Consider the following 21,176-nt stretch of genomic DNA (forward strand, 5'->3'; position numbering starts at 1 on the left):
GATCTTCCAATACATTTGCCCCGCTGCCATTGTCGGTTACGAACGCCACCGAATACAAGAGGAGAGTGCATCATGCTGACCGCCGCCATCGCACTGGCCGCCGCGCAAGCCGCTGCTGCCGACTATGGCAATGGCGCCAACTGGCTATGCCGCCCCGGCCGGCAGGACGCCTGCACTGTCCCGCTCGACGCCACGGTCATCGCGCCCGACGGCACGCGCACGGTCGAGCGGTTCGTCCCGGCGACAGACCCGACATTCGATTGCTTCTACGTCTATCCCACCGTGTCGACCGACGACGCGCTCAACAGCGACCTCGTCATCGACGAAGCCGAACGCCGCGTCGCGCAAATCCAGGCCGCACGCTTCCGCAGCGTCTGCCGCGTCTATGCGCCGATGTACCGGCAGGTGACGCTCAAGGCCTTGCGCGCGGCGATGACCGGCCAGCCCGTCACCGCCGACCTCGCGCTGGCCTATAACGACGTGAAGGCTGCGTTCGGCGACTATATTAAGCGCGACAACAAGGGTCGTGGCGTCGTGCTGATCGGGCACAGCCAGGGCGCGCGCATGGTCATGATGCTGCTGGCGGGCGAATTCGACGGCAAGCCAGCCGCAATGAAGCAGCTCATCTCCGCCATGCCGATCGGCGGCAATGTCGAGCTGACCGCCGGCCAGCGCACCGGCGCGCTCAAATCGATCCCCACCTGCGCCAACGCCACCGACACTGGCTGTCTGGTCGGCTATGTCAGCTTCCGCGCGACCGTGCCCCCGCCCGCCGCCAGCCGCTTCGCCCGCGCCGCGCAGCCGGGCATGCGCGTCGCCTGCGTCAACCCCGCCGCGCCCGGCGGCGGCGAAATGCCGCTCGACGCCTATTTGCCGACGACCACGTTGCTCGGCACGACGCAGGCGATCCAGTGGAGCAAGGACAGCACGCCGGTGACGACGCCCTTCGTCAAGCTCCCCGGCATGATCTCGGGCGAATGCGTCGAGCGCGACGGCGCGAACTATCTCTCGATCACGCTCAATCCCGACCCCGCCGATCCGCGCACCGACGACATCGCCGGCGACGTGATGATCGGGTCGCGCCGCCTCGACGATTGGGGGCTGCATCTGGTCGACATGAATCTGGCGATGGGCGATCTGGTCAAGCTCGCCGACCTCCAGGCATCGGCCTGGGCGATCAACCGCGTGCCGTGACCAGCCCGCGCAGGTGATCGTACAATGCCGCGGTGTTCGCCTCCCAGGTGAACCCGGCGGCCATCGCGCGCACCGTCTCACGCGGCGGCGGCGCGGCGAGCAGTTCCCCGATCGCGGATGCGAACGCGCCCGCATTGCGCGCCGCCACGCGTCCCGCCTCGGGCGCGGTCACCACTTCGCGCGCGCCCCCGGCATCGGAGATCACCAGCGGCGTCCCGCTCGCCAGCGCCTCGACCCAGGCATTGGCCAGCCCCTCGGAGGACGACGCCAGCGCCATCACGTCCGCCGCCGCCAGCAACGGCGGCAGTTCGCCATGCGCCACGCTGCCCAGCAATTTCACCCGGTCGCCCACGCCCAGCCGCGCGATCTGCGCCGCCAGCCGGGGCCGCTCCGGCCCTTCGCCTGCGATGCGCAACTGCACGCCGGGCAGGGTGGCCATCGCGTCGATGACGATGTCGTGCCCCTTGCGCGGGATCAGCGCGCCGACCGATGCCACCAGCGGTCCTTCGACCCCCAGCGCCGCTTTCGCCGCGGCCTGATCGCTCGGTGCGAAGCGCGTCAGGTCCACCCCGGTATGATGCACGCGAATCCGTGCCGCCGGCATGCCCAGCGCGACCATGTCCGCCTTCATCGCCTGCGACACGCACAGCAATCCGTCGGCGGCTTGCCCGGCGGCAATCACCTGCGGCGCGGTTGCCGGTGCGCTGCCCCAATGATGGATATCCGCCCCGCGCGCCTTGACCGAGACCGGCACGCCGAAGCGCCGCCCCAGTGCCACTGCCGCAGGTCCGTCGGGGAAGAAGAAACTCGCATCGATCACGTCGAAGGCGAAGTCGCGTCGGATGCGCGTGAGGAGCGGCGCCAGCCGCCGAGTCAGCCGGTCCGCATGGAACCGCCCGCCAGTGCCCGGCACGTTCAGAAAATGCGGCCGCCAGGTCTCGACGCCCTTCCAGTGCTCATGCGCCGGCAATCCCGCCAGCGCGCGATACCGCGCCGCACGGCTCAGCGGCCAGGGCGGCAGCCCCAGCGGCGCGACCAGCTTCAATTCGACGTCGGGATGTGCGGCGAGCCCCAGCGTCTGCCGTTCGACGAACACGCCGAAATTGGGCCGCGATGCATCGGGAAAAAGCGACGAAAGGGTGAGCACGCGGAGCATCGCTCCACGCGCTACACCCTTGGCGTTAAAAGCGCACTACGCCCGCCAATTAGCGGCAGCGCACCTCGCCCTGATCGACTGACGCGCCGATCGCGGCGCCGCCCGCGGCACCCAATATCGTGCCGAGCGTCTTCGATCCGCCCGGTGCGATGATGCTGCCCAGCACGCCGCCGGCGATCCCGCCGACGATCAGGCCCGCGGTGCCATCGCCACGGCGGCAATAATAGCGGCCGTCGCGGCCGACATAGACGCGGTCGTCACGCCCCAGCCGGCGTTCCTCATAGCTGCCGTCGCGATAGTAACGCGGCGCATCCCAATAGTCGTCGCTGGCATAGCCCGGCCGGTCATAGCCATAGCCGGTACAAGCGCCGGTCAGCGCCAGTGCCGCGGTACTCGCGGCGATCATAAACTTCCTCATCGGGCATCTCCTACGGTGCCCCTCGCTCAACTCAAACGATACGGGGCGCGGAAGTTTCCCCCCGCGCCCCGCTCTTGTTCGTCGCTATCGATTTAGCGGCAGCGGCGACGGCTGCTGCTGCGTTCGATCTCACGGCCAGCCACCGCGCCGGCAGCGGCGCCAAGCAGCGTGCCGACCGTGCGGTCGCCGCCGGTATCGATCGCGCGGCCCACCAGCGCACCGCCGACTGCACCGACGACCAGACCGGTCGTCCCGTCGCTGCGGCGGCAATAGCGGCGGCCGTCACGGCCGCGCCACTCGCGATAGCGATAGCGCTTGCCTGACTGCGCCTGGGCTTCGGTCCCGAAGCTGGGTCCGCCAAGGCTGGGCAGCATCGCCGTTGCAGGAACGGCCAGCGAAGCGGCGCCGAGCGCCATCATCAAGTTACGCATCACGAAAACTCCATTCTCTACCATGAACCCTGCGGCAAGAACGAAGCTCGCTAAGACCGGTTTCATGAACGTAACATTTCGTGCAGTTCATCCGCCATGCAGGAAGACGCTCGCGCAATCATCGACCGCCTGAACCTCGCGCCGCATCCCGAGGGCGGCTGGTATCGCGAGAGCTGGCGCGCCGCGGCGGGGGAGGGCGCTCGCTCGCGCGGCACCGCGATCCACTTTCTGCTCGAACAGGGGCAGAGCTCGCACTGGCACCGCGTCGATGCCGACGAATTGTGGCTGTGGCATGCCGGCGCACCGCTCGACCTGCTGATCGCCGACGAGAGCGACGCCGACCCCGTGACGATCGCGCTTGGCGGCGATGTGCTGGCTGGCTACACGCCCCAGGCATTGGTGCCCGCGACTCGCTGGCAGGCCGCGCGGGCGCGGCGCGGCTGGACCCTGGTCAGCTGCCTCGTCGTCCCCGGCTTCGACTTTGCCGGGTTCGAACTGGCCCCGCCGGACTGGCACCCGGGGCGCTGATCCGTCCACGTTATCCACGTTATCCACAGGCTGGCGCAAGTCGATTGCGGCTTTGCGCGACTCGGATTCAGTGACAGCATCATGACTGTAAGCGGATGACGAGACACCGAGAAATCGGAGTTAAATCAAAAGTTTACAACGGTTCGAAACGCGCAGGTGCCTTCGGGAAACCACACGGATCGGAACGGGGACGCCACCCCGGGAAACGGCCCGTTTCGCTCGCGAGAGCGAGTGGGGCGGATACGAAACGGAACCGGTGTCCAAACGTCTCTTCCACGCTTCGGCGCGGAACAGGCGGGCCGTCAGGGCAGCAGCGCGCTTCGGCGCGAGGCAAAGCCGGACGACCGAAACGCGACGGCAAAGCCTTCGGGCGGAAACGGCGCGAGTTGCTCGGGAAGATCGGCGCTTCGGCGCAGGTGGGATCGGGCGACGAACACGGTGCGGAGATCTTCGGATCGAGGTGTCGTGGATTGCCGGGACGGCTCGCGCTTCGGCGCAGGCCAGGTCGGGCAGTCGAACGCAAAGCGTGTGGCGACATGCGCGGCGCGAGGTGATCGGAAGTGAGCAGACCTTCGGGAAAGTTCGGTTGCGATGACCACCCAGCGAAGCCGGAACCGCAAGGAACTTGGCGGAGCAAAGGACATCGTGGCGGACGGGGCTTCTTCGGAAGCCCGCCCGCCCGGTGACCGGGGAAGCGGACGGTTCGCCGTTTGCCGACCAGGATGTTCAGGTCCGCCACCCTTGCCGGATGCGGGCCGGACATGCCGCCGACAGCAGGCGCGCGCAGCCCCTTGGGGCAGCGCAGCCGGAAACGAGGCGACACGGGGCTGGCGGAAACGCCGGCCCCTTTTCCTGTGCGCGCTGGCGGAAACGCCGGCCCCTTTTCCTTTGCGCACTCGCGGAAACGCATCCTCTTTTCCACCGCGCTATATTCTGTCAAGCATAGCGCCGATGCACCTCGACACGCTCCACCTGACGCTCGCCGCCTGCATGTTCCTCGGCGCGATGCTCTATTCGACCGTCGGCCATGCCGGCGCCTCGGCCTATATCGCGCTGATGGCGCTGTTCGGCGTGCCCGCCGCGACGATGCGGCCGACCGCTTTGGTGCTCAACCTGATCGTCGCCAGCCTCGGCACCTTCCGCTATGCCCGCGCCGGCCTGTTCCGCTGGCGCACGCTGTGGCCGTTCCTGATCGGTGCGCTGCCCTTCGCCTTCCTCGGCGGCGCGATCAAGCTGCCGGGCGAGGTCTATCGCCCGATCATGGGCGCGGTGCTGCTCTTCTCCGCCGCACGGATGCTGTGGCCGCGCGAGCTCAAGGCGCAGACCGACTGGCGCGATCCGCCGATCCCGGCCGGCATCGCGTGGGGCGCCGCAATCGGCCTGCTCGCCGGCCTCACCGGCACTGGCGGCGGCATCTTCCTCTCGCCCTTGCTGCTGTTCATGGCGTGGTCCGCGCCCAAGCCCGCCTCGGGCGTCACCGCGCTGTTCATCCTCGCCAATTCCGCCTCGGGCCTAGCCGGCAATTTCGCTTCGGTCGGCCACCTCCCGCCCGAGCTGCCGATCTACGCCGTCGCCGTGCTGCTCGGCGGCCTCGTCGGCACCACGCTCGGCATCAGGCTGCCGACGACCTGGATCCTGCGCGCACTCGGCCTCGTGCTGCTGGTCGCCAGCGCCAAGCTGTTCGGGGTGTATTGAGGAGAGCGGGGAGGGGCCTCAGCCCCCCACCGCCTTTTTCAGCTTGTCGAAGAACCCGAACGACACCGGGCATTCGTCGCCGGTCTCGAGTCCACGAAACTCCTCGAGCAGCTCGCGCTGCTTGGCCGACAGCTTGGTCGGGATCTCGACCTCGATCCGCACCACCAGATCGCCGAAGCCGCGGCCCTGCAGCACCGGCATGCCGCCGCCGCGCTGGCGCACCTCGCGGCCGCTCTGCGTGCCGGGATTGACGCGGACCGTGTGCAGCTCGCCATCGAGCCCCGGAATCTCGATCTCGCCGCCCAGCGCCGCCGTCGTGAAGCTGATCGGCGCGCGCGCGTACAGCGTCGTGCCCTCGCGCTCGAAGATCGCGTGCTTGCGGATGTGCAGGAAGATGTAGAGGTCGCCCGGCGGTGCCCCGCGCGCACCGGCCTCGCCCTGTCCGGTCAGCCGGATACGCGTGCCTTCGTCGACGCCCGGCGGCACGTTGACCGCCAGCGTCACCGTCTTGTCGACCCGGCCCTCGCCGCGGCAGTTCTTGCACGGATCGCTGATCGTCTGCCCGGCGCCGTTGCAGCTCGGGCAGGGCCGCTCGACCATGAAGAAGCCCTGTTGCGCGCGCACCTTGCCGTGCCCGCGACAGGTGCCGCAGGTCTTGGCCATCGTCCCCGGCGAAGCGCCGGTGCCGCCGCACGGCTCGCACGGGCCGGACACGTCGATGGTGATGTCGGTCTGCTTGCCGTGAAAGGCGTCTTCCAGCCCGATTTCCATGTCATAGCGCAGGTCCGCGCCGCGCTGCTGGCGCTGGCCGCCGCGCCCGCCGCCCATGAACTCGCCGAACATCGATTCGAAGATGTCGGAAAAGGCGTCGAAGCCCGGCCCCTGACCGCCGCCGCCACCGCCGCCATTCTGGAACGCGGCATGGCCGAACCGGTCATAGGCCGCGCGCTTCTGCGGGTCCTTCAGGCAGTCATAGGCCTGGTTGATCGCCTTGAACTTGGCCTCGTGATCCTTGCACCCGCCATTCTTGTCGGGGTGATATTTGATCGCGAGCTTGCGAAACGCGGATTTGATCGTCGCGTCGTCGGCATTGCGCTCGATTTCGAGCAATTCGTAAAAGTCGACTTCGGTGGTCATTCACTCGGCCCCCGCCCTGTGCCCGCCGCCATCCCATGCTCTAAGATGGCGGCGGGTGAGCATGCGCTTACGCCTTGTTGTCATCCACCTCGGAGAATTCGGCATCGACGACATCGTCGCCATCCGCCTTCTCCGCGCCCGCCTCAGCCGCAGGCGAAGCCTCCGACTGCTGCTGCTTCTCGTAGATCGCCTGACCGAGCTTCATCGCGACCTGTGCGAGTGCCTGCGACTTCTCGTTCATCGCATCGGCGTCGCCGCCTTCGACCGCGGCCTTGGCCTCGTCGATCGCGGTCTGGATCTCGCCCTTCAGCGCTTCGTCGACCTTGTCGCCATTCTCGGCGAGCTGGCGCTCCGTCGTGTGGATCAGCGATTCCGCGTTGTTCTTGGCCTCGGCGCCCGCACGGCGCTTCTTGTCCTCCTCGGCAAAGGTCTCGGCGTCGCGCACCATCTGATCGATGTCGGCGTCGCTGAGGCCACCCGAAGCCTGGATGCGGATCTGCTGCTCCTTGCCGGTGCCCTTGTCCTTGGCGCTGACGTTGACGATGCCGTTGGCGTCGATGTCGAACGTCACCTCGATCTGCGGCACGCCGCGCGGGGCGGAGGGGATGCCGACGAGATCGAACTGGCCGAGGATCTTGTTGTCCGCCGCCATTTCGCGTTCGCCCTGAAAGACGCGGATCGTCACCGCCTGCTGATTGTCGTCAGCGGTGGAATAGACCTGCGACTTCTTGGTCGGGATCGTGGTGTTGCGGTCGATCATGCGCGTGAACACGCCGCCGAGCGTCTCGATGCCCAGCGACAGCGGGGTCACGTCGAGCAGCAGCACGTCCTTGACGTCGCCCTGCAGCACGCCGGCCTGAATTGCCGCGCCGATCGCCACCACCTCATCGGGGTTGACGCCGGTGTGCGGCTCCTTGCCGAAGAACTCCTTCACGACCTGACGCACCTTGGGCATGCGGGTCATGCCGCCGACCAGCACCACTTCGTCGATCTGCGCCGGCTTGACGCCGGCATCGGCCATCGCCTTGCGGCACGGCTCGAGCGTGCGCGAAATCAGGTCGTCGACCAGCCGCTCCAGATCGGCGCGGCTCAGCGTCTTGACGAGGTGCTTCGGCCCGTTCTGGTCCGCGGTGATGAAGGGCAGGTTGACCTCGGTCGTCTGCGCCGAGGACAGCTCGATCTTCGCCTTCTCGGCGGCTTCCTTGAGCCGCTGGAGCGCGAGCTTGTCCTTGGTCAGGTCGATGCCTTCGGCCTTCTTGAACTCGTCGGCAAAGAACTGAACGAGCTTGGAGTCGAAGTCCTCGCCGCCGAGGAAGGTGTCGCCATTGGTCGCCTTCACCTCGAACACGCCGTCACCGATCTCGAGGATCGAGATGTCGAACGTGCCGCCGCCAAGGTCATAGACCGCGATCGTCTTGCCGTCGGTCTTTTCCAGACCATAGGCCAGCGCCGCCGCGGTCGGCTCGTTGATGATGCGCAGCACTTCGAGGCCCGCGATCTTGCCCGCGTCCTTGGTCGCCTGGCGCTGCGCGTCGTTGAAGTAAGCCGGCACGGTGATGACGGCCTGCGACACGGTCTCGCCGAGATAGCTCTCGGCGGTTTCCTTCATCTTCTGCAGGATGAAGGCCGAAATCTGCGACGGCGAATAATCCTCGCCACCGGCCTTGACCCACGCATCGCCGTTCGGACCCTTCGAGATGGTATAGGGAACCAGCTCGGTGTCCTTCTTGGTGATGGGATCGTCATAGCGGCGGCCGATCAGGCGCTTCACCGCGAAAATCGTGTTGTCGCCGTTGGTCACCGCCTGACGCTTGGCCGGCTGGCCGACCAGCCGCTCGCCATCCTTGGCGAAGGCGACGATCGAAGGCGTGGTGCGCGCGCCTTCCGCATTCTCGATCACCTTGGGCTTGCCCGCTTCCATGACAGCGACGCAGCTGTTGGTCGTGCCGAGATCGATTCCAATAACCTTACCCATGAGTCCTCTTGTGGCCCCCGTGTGTTAAACCGTTTAAAACCAATGCATTACCACGCCCCGAAAGCAGCAACGCGGCCTGTGCTAGGCGGGATATAGGTGGGCGTTGCCTTGCCGCAAGATCATGGCGCACTTAGGAAATCCGCAAAGTTCCCGAATCGGGAGGGGAGTGACCGAATGCGCAGGGTTTTCGCCGCGATGCTGATCGCCGCCACGATGACGGCATGCCAGCAGGCCGAACCGGTGGCGAGCGACGCCTGGGTGCGGCTGCCCGCCGTCACCGGCCGCCCCGGTGCGGCCTATCTGAAGATCCGCGGCGGCGCGGAGGCGACAACCTTGCTCTCGGTCTCGACCCCGGCAGCGATCCGCACCGAAATCCACGAGATGAAGCAGGAGGGGGGGATGATGACGATGGCCCCGCTCAAGGACGTGGCGATCCCGTCGCGCGCGGACGTCGAACTCAAGCCGGGCGGCAAGCACGTCATGCTCTACGACATCGCCCCGACCCTGCGCGCCGGCGCCACCATCCCGCTCAAGCTGTCCTTCGCCGACGGCAAGACCATCGAGGTCACCGCGCAGGTCAAGGCCGCCGGCGCGGACTAGCCCTTCATTCCTCTCCCGGAGGAGGAGGGGGACCAGCGAAGCTGGTGGAGGGGTAGTCTCCACGGGCGAGATGTTTGGTTGTGCGGCGACCTACCCCTCCACCACCGCTTCGCGGCGATCCCCCTCCCCCTCCGGGGGAGGAATGGTTTAGCCAGTCGCTGCTTCCCGTTCGTGTCGAGCGCAGTCGAGACACCGCGCAAACTGCCCGCACCATATCCCGACGACGCTCGACACGACCGGCGATGTGATGTTCAATCGCGTTCGACGACAGGGGGCAAATACATGGCACAGGTGATCGACCGTTTTCGTTCCTCGACCTGGGGCTGGCTGCGCGGCACGCTCGCCGGCTGGGCCACGCTGCTGCTGTGCCTGGTCGGTGTCGGTCTGATCATCATCCTGATCAAATGGATCGCCAATCTCGCCACCACCTATGTAGTGACCGAGGACCGGCTGATCCTGCACAAGGGCATTTTCGTGAAGTCGATCGACGAGATCGAGCTGTACCGCGTCAAGGACGTGCGGATCGATTTCAGCCTGATCAACCAATGGGCCGATATCGGCCACATCACCATCACCTCGTCGGACGAAACCACCAAGGATGCGCCGCTGGTAATCCGCGACGTCGATCAGGCCCGCACCCGCCGCGAAAAGCTGCGCGAGCTCGTCAACACCGCCCGCCGCCTGCGCGGGGTGCGCGAGATCGACATGGTTCACGAGGATATCTGAGCCTCGCGCCAGCCTACCAAAAATGATTAATTTTATCTAAAACCAATAATTTACCGGCGAATGCTAACAAGCGCGAATGAAGTCGTTCGCCGTCATGATCTGCATTCTCGTCGCCGGGGACCTTGCGTTGTTCTCCGGCGCGTACACGCAGCAGGCGTGGCATTCGACGCGCGGCCAGCTCAAATCGATTCAGGTCCTGGCCGACGACGCCACCGGGTCGCTGGTCCGCAGCTAGCGGGCGCGCCTATTCCCGCTCGCAGTCCATCACCTCGGCCCAGCCGCTCTTGCTCTCATAGCTGAGGCGGAATCCTTCCGCGGTCGGTTCCACGCCCTTGAACTTGGCGCCGACGCTTTCGAGAACGCTGGTGTCGGGCTGCCCGCCGCTCACGCGAACCGTGCCCATGTTGACCAGCATCGATCCGCTGATCTTGTGGCACGAATAGCTGCCGTCGGTGACTGCGCCGCCCGCGCTGGCGGTTTCCGGCGCAGGTGCCGCTTCGCCGGCGGTGCTCGGCGCGGGTCCCGCATCGTCACCCGCCGCGGCCGTCGGCGCCGCCGCAGCGCTGTCATTGGCCGCAGCCGTCTCCGGTTCCGAAGAACATGCGCCCGTCAACAGCATCGCCCCACCTGCGACGATCGCCGCCCATCCGCTCGAAATCTTCATCGCCATCCGCCCCTTTTGCGTTGTCGTCCGGCGATGTTGATCGCTGCGAGCGCCCCGATCAACTGACGATTTTACAAGGTGCTAGAGCGTGACGCTGCGCCATTCGCCGGGCGCCAAACCTTCCAGCGTCCAGTCACCCACCTGCCAGCGCACCAGCCGCAGCGTGGGATAGCCCGTCGCCGCGGTCATCCGCCGCACCTGCCGGTTGCGCCCCTCGCGGATCGTCAGCGAAATCCAGCAATCGGGCACGCTCTTGCGGAACCGCACCGGCGGGTCGCGCGGCCACAGGGCAGGGGACTCGATCCGCTCGGCCTGCGCGGGAAGCGTCATCCCGTCCTTCAGCCGCACCCCGCGCCGCAATTCCTCCAGCGCCGCCTCGTCGGGTTCGCCCTCGACCTGCGCCCAATAGGTCTTGGCGACCTTGTGCCGCGGCTCGGCGATCCGTGCCTGCAACCGGCCGTCATCGGTCAGCAGCAGCAATCCCTCGCTGTCGCGGTCGAGCCGCCCCGCCGGATAGACGCCGGGCACGTCGATATAGTGCGCCAGCGTCGGATGCCCGCTGCCCTCGTCGGTGAATTGCGACAGCACCCCATAGGGTTTGTTGAACAGGATCAGGCGGGACATCGCCCGTCTCTAGACATGTCGCGCCGCTGCATCCACCTAGCATCGATGACCGAACGCCCGCTCACATCCGGCGAGATCGCGCTCGCGCGCAGCGTGTTCGGCGACGCGATCGACTACAGCCGTGCGCGAGTCGCCAACCGCAAATGGGCGTTCTTCCAGCCGCGCTACGTCACCATGGCGCCGCTCGGCTGCATCCATTTTCACCCGAAGGGCGGCAATTACCGTGACGATTTCGCGCATGCCCCGCTCGACCTGCAAGGGCTGTTCATCCACGAACTGGTGCATGTCTGGCAGCATCAGCAGGGCATCTTCCTGCCGCTGCGCCGCCACCCGTTCTGCCGCTATGGCTACAGCCTCAAACCGGGCTGGCGGCTCGCGCGCTACGGCCTCGAGCAACAGGCCGAGATCGTCCGCCACGTCTTCCTGCTCAGCCGCGGCGCGCACCTTCCGGGCGCGCCACCGCTCGAGCAATATCGCGGCATCCTGCCCTTCACTCCGACCGGCGAGCGTATCGCCTGACCCGGGCGGGCAGGGCGATCAGTCGCGCTTCCCACGCCGCTCGCCGCCACCACCGCCGCCACCCTGCGCCTGACGCTCGGCACGCTGCTGCTGGCGCGCGGCCATCTCGGCCTGCCGCGCCTGTTGCTGCGCCGCCGCCTGCTGCTGGCGCGAGGCCGCCTCGGCCTGACGCTGCGCCATTTGCTGCTGACGCGCCGCAGCCTGTTGCTCGCGCGCCGCCCGCTGCTGCTCACGCGCCGCGTTCATCTGCTGTTGCTGTTGCTGCCGCGCGGCCATTTGCTGCTGCCGTTCGGCCGCCTGTTGCTGGCGTGCGGCCTGTTGCTGTTGCCGCTCGGCGCGCTGCTGCTCGCGAGCCGCCGCCATCTGTTGCTGGCGTCCTGCCGCCTGCTGCCGCTCGGCAGCCTGTTGCTGGCGTGCCGCCTGTTGCTGCTGCCGCGCCGCACGCTGCTGTTCGCGCGCTGCCTGCATCTGCGCGCGCTGCTCGGCGCCGGCTCGCGCCTGACGCTGTTCGCCCTGCTGGCGCCGTGCCGCCTGCATCGCCTCGCGCTGCGCGCCGCGTTGCTGGCGTTCGGCCTGTTGCCGTACTTCGCCCTGAAGCTGCTGGCGTTCCGCCATGCGCTGCTGACGCTGCGCCTGCATTTCGGCGCGCTGCGCCTGCCGCACGGCCTGCTGCTGCTGCTGCTCGCGCGCCTGAGGCGGCCCGCGGCGCGCCTCGCGCTCGGCTTGCCGCTGCTCGCGGATCTGCACGCGCTCGGCGCCACCCTGCGGCACGTCGCGCACCTGCATCATCTCGCGCCGGCGCTGCTGCGAGGCGGAGACATCCGCCCGCGCGCGTTCGAACACCGGCTGCTCGCGCTCGGTCTGGCGCTGCGCCACGCGCGCCGCCTGACGTTGCGCACGATCCGCCTGACGCTGTGCTCGCCCGTACAGGTCCGGCGCACTCCCGCGCAGCCCCTCCTGCTGCCAGCTCGCGAAGCGCTGCGCCGCCGCGCGCCGCGCCTGACGCTCCTCGCGCACCTGCGCCCGCGCCACCTGCGCGCCGTCACGCTGGCGCCACTCGCGCCACGCCGGCTGAGTCTCGCGCGCCGCCGCCCATTGCCGTTGAGCCTGCACGATCGCCGGACGGCGCTCCGCCCAGACCGGCGCCGCCACGCCGCGCCGCTCCCGCGCCGCCGCGCGCCTCAAATCCGCCGCCCGCGCATAATAGCGCGAGCCATAATCCACCCGCTGCGACGCCATAGCCCAGGGCAGCAGCGCGCCGCCCGCATCATACACCGCGACGATCCGGTCGCCCGAATAGCCATAGCTGTTCCACGGATCGCGCACGAGGTACGGATAGTCCGCACCCGGCTCGTAATAATAATAGCGGTAATAATCGTCGTCGATCGGCTCGGCATAGGTCACATAGCCGCCCGCCGCCTCCCAGCCCCACGGCTCGACATCGTCATAGTCGAAGCCATAGTCGGGCGGCGCGTCGCCGATCACGTCGAACACCGTGTCGGCGCGGTCGATCCAAGCATAGCCATCGTCGCCCGGATCGGCATAGGACAGCTGGCGCGCAGCTGGCAGCCGCGCCGCGGCCGGCGCATATTCGAGCGGCTGGGTCTCTGCCGTCATCGGCAGCGCCTCGGGCAGCGGCGGCAGCGACGCGTTGCCGAACGCGCTCGCCTGAATCGGGTCGGGCTGGCGCACGTCGCACGCGGTCAGTCCCATCAGCGCGGCCAGCGCGCCGCCCGCGATCAGCCGGGCGCGAATGTCGCGAAGTCGAGCGGGTTTCGTCATCATTAACCTCCATCGCCCCCGGATTTGCGACAGAAGTGCCACGGCGAGCCTGAACTCGCCGTGGCCACTTCGTTCATCGGGGGTTTTGGCGGCGGCGAGACGCTATTGCGGCGACTCCACGACCTGATCCTGCATCACCGGCTCGCGCGGCGGCGGGGGAGGTGGCGGAGGCGCCACATAGACCGGCGGAGGCGGAGGGGGCGGCGGCGCCACATAGACCGGCGGCGGCGCGACATAGCTCGGCGCCATCCGCGGCTCCGGCCGCGCCTGAACCGGCGGTGCGGCGGCCGGCGGCGCCTGAGGCGGCGCGGCGCGCTCGGGCTGAGCCTGCCACCCGCGCCTGCCACCGGCATCGTCATCAGACCGCTGCGGACGGCTCACCGGCGGCGTCGGTGCAGGCGCGGGCGTTGGCTGAACCGCAACCGGCGGTGCGGCGAACTCACGCCGCGGCCGCTCGCGGCCCGCGCTATCGCCGTCGCGACGCCCGCTCCAGCCGCCCTGGCGCTCACCGCCCGGACGCCGCTGCGGCTCGGCCTGCGGCTGCGGATCGGGCGGCACCTGCCCGGCAAAGGGCGGCACACGGCCCGGACGTCCCATGCCCGGCGCACCGGTGTCGGGACGCTCGGCCCGGCCCACGCCCGGCGCAGCCGGCGCCAGCGGCACCGCGCCGCCCGGTCCGAACGGCCGCGACGCCCCCGGCTGCCCGCTCATCGCGGGCGGCATCCCCGGCCGCCAGCCCTGCCGCGGCGGCCGCAAGCCCTTGGCCGGGCGCGACATCCCGCCGCCGCCGAATTGCGGCGCCGGCCCGCGAAAGCCCTCCTGCCGCCAGCGGTGGAAGCGCGCACCCGCCGCCCAGCGCGACTGCCGCTCGAGCCCAAGCCCCGGGCGCCGCGTCAGCGAGTCGGGCCGCATGCGCCATTTGCGCCAGCCGGGATGACGGCTGCGGCCCGCTTCCCAGCGCAGCCGCAGCTGGATCACGCTCGCGACCTGCCACGCCCACCAGCCGGCATCGGCCGAATCCCACCGGTCCTCGTACCGCGCGGCATCGCGGATCGCCCGCCCGCGCGAATAGAGCCGCTCCGCCAGCGCCCAGTAACGGTCGGCCTCCTCCGGCGAGAGCACGCGCCCGTCGCGGTCATAGGCCACCGCCACCCGCCCGTCGCGATAGCCGAACGAGAGTTCGCCGTCATAGACCAGGAACGGCGCGCTCATCCCCGGGTCGAAATAATAATAGCGCACCCCGCTGCCGCCGCGTTCGCCGCCGTCGCGCGCCGTCTCGGCATAGACTTCATGCCCCGTCCGCGTCCGCCAGCCCCACGCGTCGCCCCCGGCATAGCTGAAGGTGAAGTCCGGCGGCGCATCCCCGATCGCGTCGAGCAGCGCATCGGCATCGTCGATGAAGCGATAGTCGGCATCGGGCGTCTGCCACGCCGGCGGCGGCGGCGGCGCGGGCGCCACCCGCACCACCGTCGCCTGCGCCAGCGCCGCCGGCGCGCTCGCCAGACCCAGCGCCAACGCGCTGCCCACCATCAATCCCGAACGAACCCGCAAAGAAAACAACGCCATCGCGCCTCTCCATTCCATGCGGCGAGATGTGCGCCCGAGTCGATGAATGGGGGATTTAGCGGATGGAGGAGCGCGGGCGGCATCGCTTATGCCATTCCGATTCAGCGAAAAGCCGTCAGTTGAGCGCTCGGGCCATTGATCGCGGCGCCCATTGCCCGCAATGTCCGTGATCGATGGCCGGGGACATCCCTTCACAATCCGATCGCGAAAGACTGACCGCTGCCTTATCACGGGTCGCGGCGGGTGAGCGCGCGGCGTTGCGCGAAGTCCATGATCTGACCGCCGCGAAACTATTCGGCGTCTGCCTCCGTATCTCCCACGACAGGGAAGCCGCCGAGGACATCTTGCAGGACGTGTATCTCAAGGTCTGGAACCGCGCTGGACGCTTCGATGCGGCGCGTGCCAGCCCGATCACCTGGCTCTGCGCGATCGCCCGCAACACGGCGATCGACTGGCGCCGCGCCAATGGCGGTCCGACGCTGGTGAGCGACGACCATGCCGCCGAAATCGCCGATGACCGCGCCACAGCACCCGAACGGATCGAGGCGATGCAGGAGCGCGCGCGCATCTTCCATTGCCTCGACTCGCTCGAGCTCAGGCAAGGCGGCGCGATCCGCTCGGCCTTTTTCGACGGCCTGACCTATGTCCAGCTCGCCGAACGGATGAAGGTGCCGCTCGGCACGATGAAGAGCTGGGTCCGGCGCGGATTGCTCCAACTGCGGGAGTGCCTCGGCGATGGCTGAACCACTGACACGCGAACAGGACATGCTCGCCGCCGAACTGGCGCTGGGGCTGCTGGAGGGCGAGGAACGCACCGGCGCGCTGCGGCTGGTGCTGGCCGACCCGGCCTTTGCGGCGGCGGTGGACGCATGGCGCGCGCGGCTCGATCCCTTGTGCGATGATTTCGCCGAAGCCACGCCGCCCGATCTGTGGCCCGCGATCGAGGCCCGGCTCGCGGCGCAGGGCAATGGCGACACGGTCCGCCAGCTGCGTTTCTGGCGCTGGAGCGCGATCGGTTCGGGCGCGGTCGCGGCCTCGCTCGCAGCCGCCATGCTGCTGCTACCCGGCCCCGATCCCGTGACCGTCGTGCGCGAGGTGGTCCGCGCGCCCGATCAGGTCGCGGTTGCGCAACTCGGCGGAGAGGCGGGTGCGCTGCTCGCCGCCAATTACGATCCGGGCGAAGGCACGCTCCGCATCCGCGCGATCGACATGCCGCAAAGCGAACTCGCGCCCGAATTGTGGGTGATCCCCGCCGACGGCGTGCCGCGCTCGCTGGGGCTGGTCGGCGCAAGCGGCACGACGCGGGTTGCCGTGCCGGCACGGCTCCGCGCGCTCATCATCGACGGCGCGACATTGGCAATCACGATGGAGCCGGTCGCAGGGGCGCCGCATGCCGCGCCGAGCAGCGCGCCGGTCGCCGCAGGAAAAATCTCCAAAATCTGAACCTCGCCTGCATCCGCAGCGCGATCCGCTCCGTAGCTCCTGCGAGCGCCTCCTCCGGAGGTGCCAATCGAGAGGAGCTATCATGAAGCCCATATTGTCCCATATCGCTTTCGGCATCGCCGGGATGGCGCTGGCCGCGACCGGTGCGGTCGCCGCGCAGAAGAATCCGATGGTCGGCGGCGCGGCGATGTATTCGACCAAAAACATCGTCGAGAACGCGGTCAATTCGAAGGATCACACCACGCTCGTCGCCGCCGTCAAGGCCGCCGGCCTGGTCGACACGCTGGCGAGCCCGGGGCCGTTCACCGTGTTCGCACCGACCAACGCCGCGTTCGGCAAGCTGCCTGCCGGCACCGTCGATACGCTGGTGAAGCCTGAGAACAAGGCGATGCTCACCGGCATCCTGACCTACCACGTCGTCCCCGGCCGCATCACCGCGCAGGACATCGCCGCCAAGGCGATGAAGAATGGCGGCAAGGCGATGTACAAGACCGCTGCGGGCGGCACGCTGACCTTCTCGAAAAAGGGCAAGGGCTGGCAGGTGTGGGACGCCAAGGGCGGCCACGCCAACATCACCATCGCCAATGTCATGCAGTCGAACGGCGTGATCCACGTGATCGACACCGTGCTGATGCCGTGACCCCCGGAGGCGGCCCGCGCGTACCGTCGCGTGGGGCCGCCTCAACCTCAAGGGGGGGCGTCAATTCAATCAGGGAGAAATGATATGCGCATGTTTCTTGCCACCGGCCTCGCAGCGCTGACCATCGCCGCCGCACCCGCTTTCGCTCAGGACGGCGCGGGCGAATTTGACGGGCCTTATGTCGGCGCGTCGGTCGGCTATGGCTTCCAGAGCGACGACAGCGGCGAAGGCGTGCTGTTCGACCGCGGCTTCAACGGTTCGCTCGACACGATCACCACCGCGGCGGGCGCGAACGCGTTCTCGCCGGGCTTCTGCGGCGGTGCCGCGACCTCGTCGGCCAACACCGCCTGCACGAAGGACAAGGACGGTGTCGAATATCATTTCCGCGCCGGCTGGGATGCGCAATCGGGCAATTGGGTGATCGGCGTCGTCGGCGAGATCGGCAAGAGCGACGTCCGCGACAGCGTCAGCGCGTTCAGCACCACGCCCGCTTCCTACACCTTCACCCGCGAGATCGAATGGGACGCCAGCCTGCGCGCCCGCGCCGGCTATGTCGCGGGCGACCGCACGCTGATCTACGCCACCTTCGGTCCGTCCTATGCGCGGATCGAGAACGGGTTCAGCACCAGCAACACCGCCAACGCCTTCGCCAATAACGGCAAGAGCGACAGCTGGGGCGTCAGCGGGGGCGGGGGCGTCGAGCACAAGATCGGCCGCAATTTCTCGGTCGGGCTCGAATATCTCTACACCCGCTTCAGCGACGACGATTTCCGCGTCCGTGTGACTCAGGGCACCGCGCCTGCGACCAACCCCTTCATTCTCAACGGCGCGGCCGGCACCGAGATGCGGCGCAGCGATCCGCGTTTCGACTGGCATGCGGTGCGCGTGACGGCGGCATTCCGCTTCTGACGGCCGCCGGGCCGTCCTTCCCGGTACCCGGCGCCTGCGCCGGCGAGGCGTCTCCCACGCCTCGCCGGCGTCTTGCTGTCGAGGCGCTTGCCCGCGCAGCCCCCCTCGCAACCCGCGGCGACCGCCCCTATCTCTGCCTCTGGAATCCTTCAAAGAACAAAGCTAGAACTCACCCCCATGCTGACTCATATCCAGAAGCGTAGGTGCTCCGTATGCTGACCCACATAAGCGTCCGCGGCGCGCGCGAGCACAATCTCAAGGGCGTGGACATCGACATCCCGCGCGACACGCTCACGGTCATCACCGGTCTGTCGGGCTCGGGCAAATCGAGCCTCGCCTTCGACACCATCTATGCCGAGGGTCAGCGCCGCTACGTCGAATCGCTCAGCGCCTATGCGCGCCAGTTTCTCGAGATGATGCAGAAGCCCGATGTCGATCACATCGAGGGCCTCAGCCCCGCCATCTCGATCGAGCAGAAGACCACCAGCCGCAACCCGCGCTCGACGGTCGCGACCGTCACCGAGATCTATGATTACATGCGCCTGCTCTGGGCGCGCGTCGGCATCCCCTATTCGCCCGCGACCGGCCTCCCGATCGCCGCGCAGACCGTCAGCCAGATGGTCGACCGCGTGCTCGCGTTGCCCGAGGGCACCCGCCTGCTGCTCCTCGCCCCGGTCGTCCGCGGCCGCAAGGGCGAGTATCGCAAGGAGCTGCTCGAATGGCAGAAGGCCGGCTTCCAGCGCGTCCGCATCGACGGCGAGACCTACCTGATCGAGGAAGCCCCGGCGCTCGACAAGAAGTACAAGCACGACATCGAGGTGGTCGTCGACCGCCTCGTCGTGCGTGACGACATCGCCACGCGCCTCGCCGAGAGCTTCGAGACCGCGCTCAAGCTTGCCGAGGGGCTGGCCTATGTCGATCTGGTGGACACCACCGTCGAAGCGCTCTCATCCAACCGCGTCGCCGAAGCCCCCCAGACCTTCAAGGCCGAAACCGGCGGCCAGATGAAGGGCGCCGGCATCCCCGACAACCGCATCGTCTTCTCCGAAAAATTCGCCTGCCCGGTCAGCGGCTTCACCATCGCCGAGATCGAGCCGCGCCTCTTCTCCTTCAACGCCCCGCAGGGCGCGTGTCCGGCCTGCGACGGCCTCGGCGAAAAGCAGATCTTCGACGAGGACCTCGTCGTCCCCAACCACGACCTCAGCATCAAGAAGGGCGCGGTCGTCCCCTGGGCCAAGTCCAACCCGCCGTCGCCCTATTACATGCAGGTCCTCGGCAGCCTCGCCCGCGAGTTCGGCTTCTCGCTCGACACCCCGTGGAAGGACCTGCCCGGCGAGGTCCAGCTGATCATCCTCCACGGCACCGGCGGCAAGCCGGTCACGCTCACCTTCGTCGACGGCCGCAAGAGCTACGACGTCAAGAAGCCGTTCGAGGGCGTCATCGGCAACCTCAACCGCCGCATGCTCCAGACCGAGAGCGCGTGGATGCGCGAGGAGCTCTCCAAATACCAGGCCGCCCACGCCTGCGAGACCTGCGACGGCGCCCGCCTCAAGCCCGAGGCGCTGGCGGTGAAGGTCGCCGGCCGCGACATCTCCAGCGTCACCCGCCTCAGCGTCACCGACGCTTTGCCCTTCTTCACCAACCTGCCCGCCGACCTCACCCCGCAGAGCCGGGAAATCGCCCGCGCCATCCTCAAGGAGATCGACGAGCGGCTCGGCTTCCTCAACAATGTCGGCCTCGATTACCTCAACCTCAACCGCACCAGCGGCACGCTCAGCGGCGGCGAGTCCCAGCGCATCCGCCTCGCGTCACAGATCGGCTCCGGCCTCTCCGGCGTGCTCTACGTCCTCGACGAGCCGTCGATCGGCCTCCACCAGCGCGACAACGACATGCTGCTCGCCACGCTGCGCCGCCTGCGCGACCTCGGCAACACCGTGCTGGTGGTCGAGCATGACGAGGACGCGATCCGCACCGCCGATTACGTCATCGACATGGGGCCGGGCGCCGGCGTCCATGGCGGCGAGATCGTCGCCCATGGCAGCTTCGACCAGGTCCTCGCCTGCGAGGACAGCATCACCGCCGATTACCTCTCCGGCCGCCGCGAAGTCCCGCTCCCCGCGAAGCGCCGCAAGGGCACCGGCAAGAAGCTCACCGTCCACAACGCCACCGCCAACAACCTCACCGGCGTCACCGCCAGCATCCCGCTCGGCACCTTCACCTGCATCACCGGCGTCTCCGGCTCGGGCAAGTCGAGCTTCACCATCGACACGCTCTACGCCGCCGCCGCGCGCGCGCTCAACGGCGCCCGCATCCTCTCGGGCAAGCACGACCGCATCACCGGGCTCGAGCATCTCGACAAGGTGATCGACATCGACCAGTCGCCGATCGGCCGCACCCCGCGCTCCAACCCGGCCACCTATACCGGCGCCTTCACCAACATCCGCGACTGGTTCGCCGGCCTGCCCGAGGCGCAGGCGCGCGGCTACAAGCCCGGCCGCTTCAGCTTCAACGTCAAGGGCGGCCGCTGCGAGGCGTGCACCGGCGACGGCCTGCTCAAGATCGAGATGCACTTCCTCCCCGACGTCTATGTCACCTGCGACGTCTGCCACGGCCAGCGCTACAACCGCGAAACGCTCGAGGTGAAGTTCAAGGGGATGAGCATCGCCGACATCCTCGACATGACGGTCGAGGACGCGGTCGAATTCTTCAAGGCCGTTCCCCCGATCCGCGACAAGATGGCGATGCTCGCCGAAGTCGGCCTCGGCTACGTCAAGGTCGGGCAACAGGCGACGACCCTCTCCGGCGGCGAGGCGCAGCGCGTCAAGCTCGCCAAGGAACTCGCCCGCCGCGCCACCGGCAACACGCTCTACATCCTCGACGAGCCCACCACCGGCCTCCATTTCGAGGATGTCCGCAAACTGCTCGAAGTGCTCCACGCGCTGGTCGAGCAGGGCAACACCGTGGTGGTGATCGAGCACAATCTCGACGTCATCAAGACCGCCGACTGGATACTGGACCTCGGTCCAGAAGGCGGCGTCAAGGGTGGCGAGGTGGTCGCCGAAGGCACGCCCGAAGCGGTCGCCAAGTCGCCGCGCAGCTATACGGGGAAGTATCTTGCTCCGCTGCTGGAGCGGGGCAGGGTGGGGGAGAGTGTGGCGGCGGAGTGAGT

At 68.2% G+C, this 21,176-nt stretch carries 21 protein-coding genes; 12 read left to right on the plus strand and 9 right to left on the minus strand.

Going from position 1 to position 21,176, the window contains the following annotated elements; translation table 11 throughout:
• Positions 1-72: 72 nt before the first annotated feature.
• Positions 73-1,194 (plus strand): DUF3089 domain-containing protein, encoded by a 1,122-nt coding sequence (locus M9978_RS00175; protein WP_254290769.1) that lies wholly within the window; start codon positions 73-75, stop codon positions 1,192-1,194.
• On the opposite strand, the gene M9978_RS00180 is transcribed toward M9978_RS00175, so the two are convergent.
• From M9978_RS00180 to M9978_RS00190, 3 genes are all read right to left on the minus strand, one after another.
• Positions 1,178-2,350 carry a glycosyltransferase gene (locus M9978_RS00180; protein ID WP_254290771.1) on the minus strand — a complete coding sequence of 391 codons (1,173 nt, stop codon included), beginning with the start codon at positions 2,348-2,350 and terminating at the stop codon, positions 1,178-1,180. The two genes, M9978_RS00175 and M9978_RS00180, sit on opposite strands and share 17 nt — an antisense overlap.
• Positions 2,351-2,399: 49 nt before the next feature.
• Positions 2,400-2,768, minus strand: a complete 369-nt coding sequence (locus M9978_RS00185) for a glycine zipper 2TM domain-containing protein (RefSeq protein WP_254290772.1) — start codon at positions 2,766-2,768, stop codon at positions 2,400-2,402.
• Positions 2,769-2,860: 92 nt separating this feature from the next.
• Entirely contained in the window at positions 2,861-3,199 is a 339-nt protein-coding gene (locus tag M9978_RS00190) for a glycine zipper 2TM domain-containing protein (protein ID WP_254290773.1), read from the minus strand.
• A 96-nt stretch (positions 3,200-3,295) separates the two neighbouring features.
• Between M9978_RS00190 and M9978_RS00195 the strand changes: the two genes are divergently transcribed.
• Both M9978_RS00195 and M9978_RS00200 read left to right on the plus strand, forming a co-directional pair.
• Entirely contained in the window at positions 3,296-3,727 is a 432-nt protein-coding gene (locus tag M9978_RS00195) for a cupin domain-containing protein (RefSeq protein WP_254290774.1), read from the plus strand.
• A 951-nt stretch (positions 3,728-4,678) separates the two neighbouring features.
• Positions 4,679-5,422, plus strand: coding sequence for a sulfite exporter TauE/SafE family protein (locus tag M9978_RS00200; protein ID WP_254290775.1), 744 nt, complete (start codon positions 4,679-4,681; stop codon positions 5,420-5,422).
• Positions 5,423-5,440: 18 nt separating this feature from the next.
• Here the strand turns inward: M9978_RS00200 and dnaJ are convergent, their stop codons facing one another.
• Together dnaJ and dnaK are read right to left on the minus strand one after the other, a co-directional pair.
• Positions 5,441-6,559: a molecular chaperone DnaJ gene (dnaJ, locus tag M9978_RS00205; RefSeq protein WP_254290776.1), complete on the minus strand. Its 1,119-nt coding sequence runs from the start codon at positions 6,557-6,559 to the stop codon at positions 5,441-5,443.
• A 67-nt stretch (positions 6,560-6,626) separates the two neighbouring features.
• The gene (dnaK, locus tag M9978_RS00210) at positions 6,627-8,534 is read right to left on the minus strand and encodes a molecular chaperone DnaK (protein WP_254290777.1); all 1,908 of its coding nucleotides are present in this window, start codon (positions 8,532-8,534) and stop codon (positions 6,627-6,629) included.
• Positions 8,535-8,708: 174 nt separating this feature from the next.
• Between dnaK and M9978_RS00215 the strand changes: the two genes are divergently transcribed.
• The 3 genes from M9978_RS00215 (at position 8,709) to M9978_RS00225 (ending at position 10,095) form a co-directional block, all read left to right on the plus strand.
• Positions 8,709-9,134, plus strand: coding sequence for a copper chaperone PCu(A)C (locus M9978_RS00215; protein ID WP_254290778.1), 426 nt, complete (start codon positions 8,709-8,711; stop codon positions 9,132-9,134).
• Positions 9,135-9,416: 282 nt separating this feature from the next.
• Complete coding sequence (locus M9978_RS00220) at positions 9,417-9,860, plus strand: PH domain-containing protein (protein WP_254290779.1); 444 nt, start codon at positions 9,417-9,419, stop codon at positions 9,858-9,860.
• A 76-nt stretch (positions 9,861-9,936) separates the two neighbouring features.
• On the plus strand, positions 9,937-10,095 hold the full coding sequence (locus tag M9978_RS00225) for a hypothetical protein (RefSeq protein ID WP_254290780.1): 159 nt from the start codon (positions 9,937-9,939) through the stop codon (positions 10,093-10,095).
• Between the two features lie 9 nt (positions 10,096-10,104).
• Here the strand turns inward: M9978_RS00225 and M9978_RS00230 are convergent, their stop codons facing one another.
• Both M9978_RS00230 and M9978_RS00235 read right to left on the minus strand, forming a co-directional pair.
• Complete coding sequence (locus M9978_RS00230; protein ID WP_254290781.1) at positions 10,105-10,524, minus strand: hypothetical protein; 420 nt, start codon at positions 10,522-10,524, stop codon at positions 10,105-10,107.
• 81 nt (positions 10,525-10,605) lie between these two features.
• Positions 10,606-11,148 (minus strand): rRNA large subunit pseudouridine synthase E, encoded by a 543-nt coding sequence (locus M9978_RS00235; protein WP_254290782.1) that lies wholly within the window; start codon positions 11,146-11,148, stop codon positions 10,606-10,608.
• Positions 11,149-11,193: 45 nt separating this feature from the next.
• On the opposite strand from M9978_RS00235, the gene M9978_RS00240 reads away from it, so the two are divergent.
• A complete protein-coding gene (locus M9978_RS00240; RefSeq protein ID WP_254290783.1) occupies positions 11,194-11,667 on the plus strand; it encodes a vgr related protein in 474 nt (157 codons plus the stop codon).
• An 18-nt stretch (positions 11,668-11,685) separates the two neighbouring features.
• Here M9978_RS00240 and M9978_RS00245 read toward each other — a convergent pair whose 3' ends face one another.
• Both M9978_RS00245 and M9978_RS00250 read right to left on the minus strand, forming a co-directional pair.
• On the minus strand, positions 11,686-13,449 hold the full coding sequence (locus tag M9978_RS00245; RefSeq protein ID WP_254290784.1) for a hypothetical protein: 1,764 nt from the start codon (positions 13,447-13,449) through the stop codon (positions 11,686-11,688).
• 102 nt (positions 13,450-13,551) lie between these two features.
• Positions 13,552-15,015: a hypothetical protein gene (locus M9978_RS00250; protein ID WP_254290785.1), complete on the minus strand. Its 1,464-nt coding sequence runs from the start codon at positions 15,013-15,015 to the stop codon at positions 13,552-13,554.
• Positions 15,016-15,188: 173 nt separating this feature from the next.
• On the opposite strand from M9978_RS00250, the gene M9978_RS00255 reads away from it, so the two are divergent.
• From M9978_RS00255 to uvrA, 5 genes are all read left to right on the plus strand, one after another.
• Positions 15,189-15,758 carry a sigma-70 family RNA polymerase sigma factor gene (locus M9978_RS00255; RefSeq protein ID WP_254290786.1) on the plus strand — a complete coding sequence of 190 codons (570 nt, stop codon included), beginning with the start codon at positions 15,189-15,191 and terminating at the stop codon, positions 15,756-15,758.
• Positions 15,751-16,458, plus strand: coding sequence for an anti-sigma factor (locus M9978_RS00260; RefSeq protein ID WP_254290787.1), 708 nt, complete (start codon positions 15,751-15,753; stop codon positions 16,456-16,458). Before M9978_RS00255 ends, M9978_RS00260 begins: the two co-directional genes overlap by 8 nt.
• Before the next feature lie 124 nt (positions 16,459-16,582).
• Positions 16,583-17,098 (plus strand): fasciclin domain-containing protein, encoded by a 516-nt coding sequence (locus M9978_RS00265; protein ID WP_254291291.1) that lies wholly within the window; start codon positions 16,583-16,585, stop codon positions 17,096-17,098.
• Positions 17,099-17,182: 84 nt separating this feature from the next.
• Positions 17,183-18,007, plus strand: a complete 825-nt coding sequence (locus tag M9978_RS00270; protein ID WP_254290788.1) for an outer membrane protein — start codon at positions 17,183-17,185, stop codon at positions 18,005-18,007.
• Between the two features lie 212 nt (positions 18,008-18,219).
• A complete protein-coding gene (gene uvrA, locus M9978_RS00275) occupies positions 18,220-21,174 on the plus strand; it encodes an excinuclease ABC subunit UvrA (protein WP_254290789.1) in 2,955 nt (984 codons plus the stop codon).
• The last annotated feature ends 2 nt before the right edge of the window (positions 21,175-21,176 follow it).

This window comes from Sphingomonas tagetis (genome assembly GCF_024211275.1).
Classification (GTDB): domain Bacteria; phylum Pseudomonadota; class Alphaproteobacteria; order Sphingomonadales; family Sphingomonadaceae; genus Sphingomonas; species Sphingomonas tagetis.

Coding starts and splice junctions, on each gene's coding strand:
- M9978_RS00175 (WP_254290769.1), top strand. CDS start 73: ATGCTGACCGCCGCCATCGCACTGGCCGCCGCGCAAGCCGCTGCTGCC.
- M9978_RS00180 (WP_254290771.1), bottom strand. CDS start 2,350: ATGCTCCGCGTGCTCACCCTTTCGTCGCTTTTTCCCGATGCATCGCGG.
- M9978_RS00185 (WP_254290772.1), bottom strand. CDS start 2,768: ATGAGGAAGTTTATGATCGCCGCGAGTACCGCGGCACTGGCGCTGACC.
- M9978_RS00190 (WP_254290773.1), bottom strand. CDS start 3,199: ATGCGTAACTTGATGATGGCGCTCGGCGCCGCTTCGCTGGCCGTTCCT.
- M9978_RS00195 (WP_254290774.1), top strand. CDS start 3,296: ATGCAGGAAGACGCTCGCGCAATCATCGACCGCCTGAACCTCGCGCCG.
- M9978_RS00200 (WP_254290775.1), top strand. CDS start 4,679: ATGCACCTCGACACGCTCCACCTGACGCTCGCCGCCTGCATGTTCCTC.
- dnaJ (WP_254290776.1), bottom strand. CDS start 6,559: ATGACCACCGAAGTCGACTTTTACGAATTGCTCGAAATCGAGCGCAAT.
- dnaK (WP_254290777.1), bottom strand. CDS start 8,534: ATGGGTAAGGTTATTGGAATCGATCTCGGCACGACCAACAGCTGCGTC.
- M9978_RS00215 (WP_254290778.1), top strand. CDS start 8,709: ATGCGCAGGGTTTTCGCCGCGATGCTGATCGCCGCCACGATGACGGCA.
- M9978_RS00220 (WP_254290779.1), top strand. CDS start 9,417: ATGGCACAGGTGATCGACCGTTTTCGTTCCTCGACCTGGGGCTGGCTG.
- M9978_RS00225 (WP_254290780.1), top strand. CDS start 9,937: ATGAAGTCGTTCGCCGTCATGATCTGCATTCTCGTCGCCGGGGACCTT.
- M9978_RS00230 (WP_254290781.1), bottom strand. CDS start 10,524: ATGAAGATTTCGAGCGGATGGGCGGCGATCGTCGCAGGTGGGGCGATG.
- M9978_RS00235 (WP_254290782.1), bottom strand. CDS start 11,148: ATGTCCCGCCTGATCCTGTTCAACAAACCCTATGGGGTGCTGTCGCAA.
- M9978_RS00240 (WP_254290783.1), top strand. CDS start 11,194: ATGACCGAACGCCCGCTCACATCCGGCGAGATCGCGCTCGCGCGCAGC.
- M9978_RS00245 (WP_254290784.1), bottom strand. CDS start 13,449: ATGACGAAACCCGCTCGACTTCGCGACATTCGCGCCCGGCTGATCGCG.
- M9978_RS00250 (WP_254290785.1), bottom strand. CDS start 15,015: ATGGCGTTGTTTTCTTTGCGGGTTCGTTCGGGATTGATGGTGGGCAGC.
- M9978_RS00255 (WP_254290786.1), top strand. CDS start 15,189: ATGGCCGGGGACATCCCTTCACAATCCGATCGCGAAAGACTGACCGCT.
- M9978_RS00260 (WP_254290787.1), top strand. CDS start 15,751: ATGGCTGAACCACTGACACGCGAACAGGACATGCTCGCCGCCGAACTG.
- M9978_RS00265 (WP_254291291.1), top strand. CDS start 16,583: ATGGCGCTGGCCGCGACCGGTGCGGTCGCCGCGCAGAAGAATCCGATG.
- M9978_RS00270 (WP_254290788.1), top strand. CDS start 17,183: ATGCGCATGTTTCTTGCCACCGGCCTCGCAGCGCTGACCATCGCCGCC.
- uvrA (WP_254290789.1), top strand. CDS start 18,220: ATGCTGACCCACATAAGCGTCCGCGGCGCGCGCGAGCACAATCTCAAG.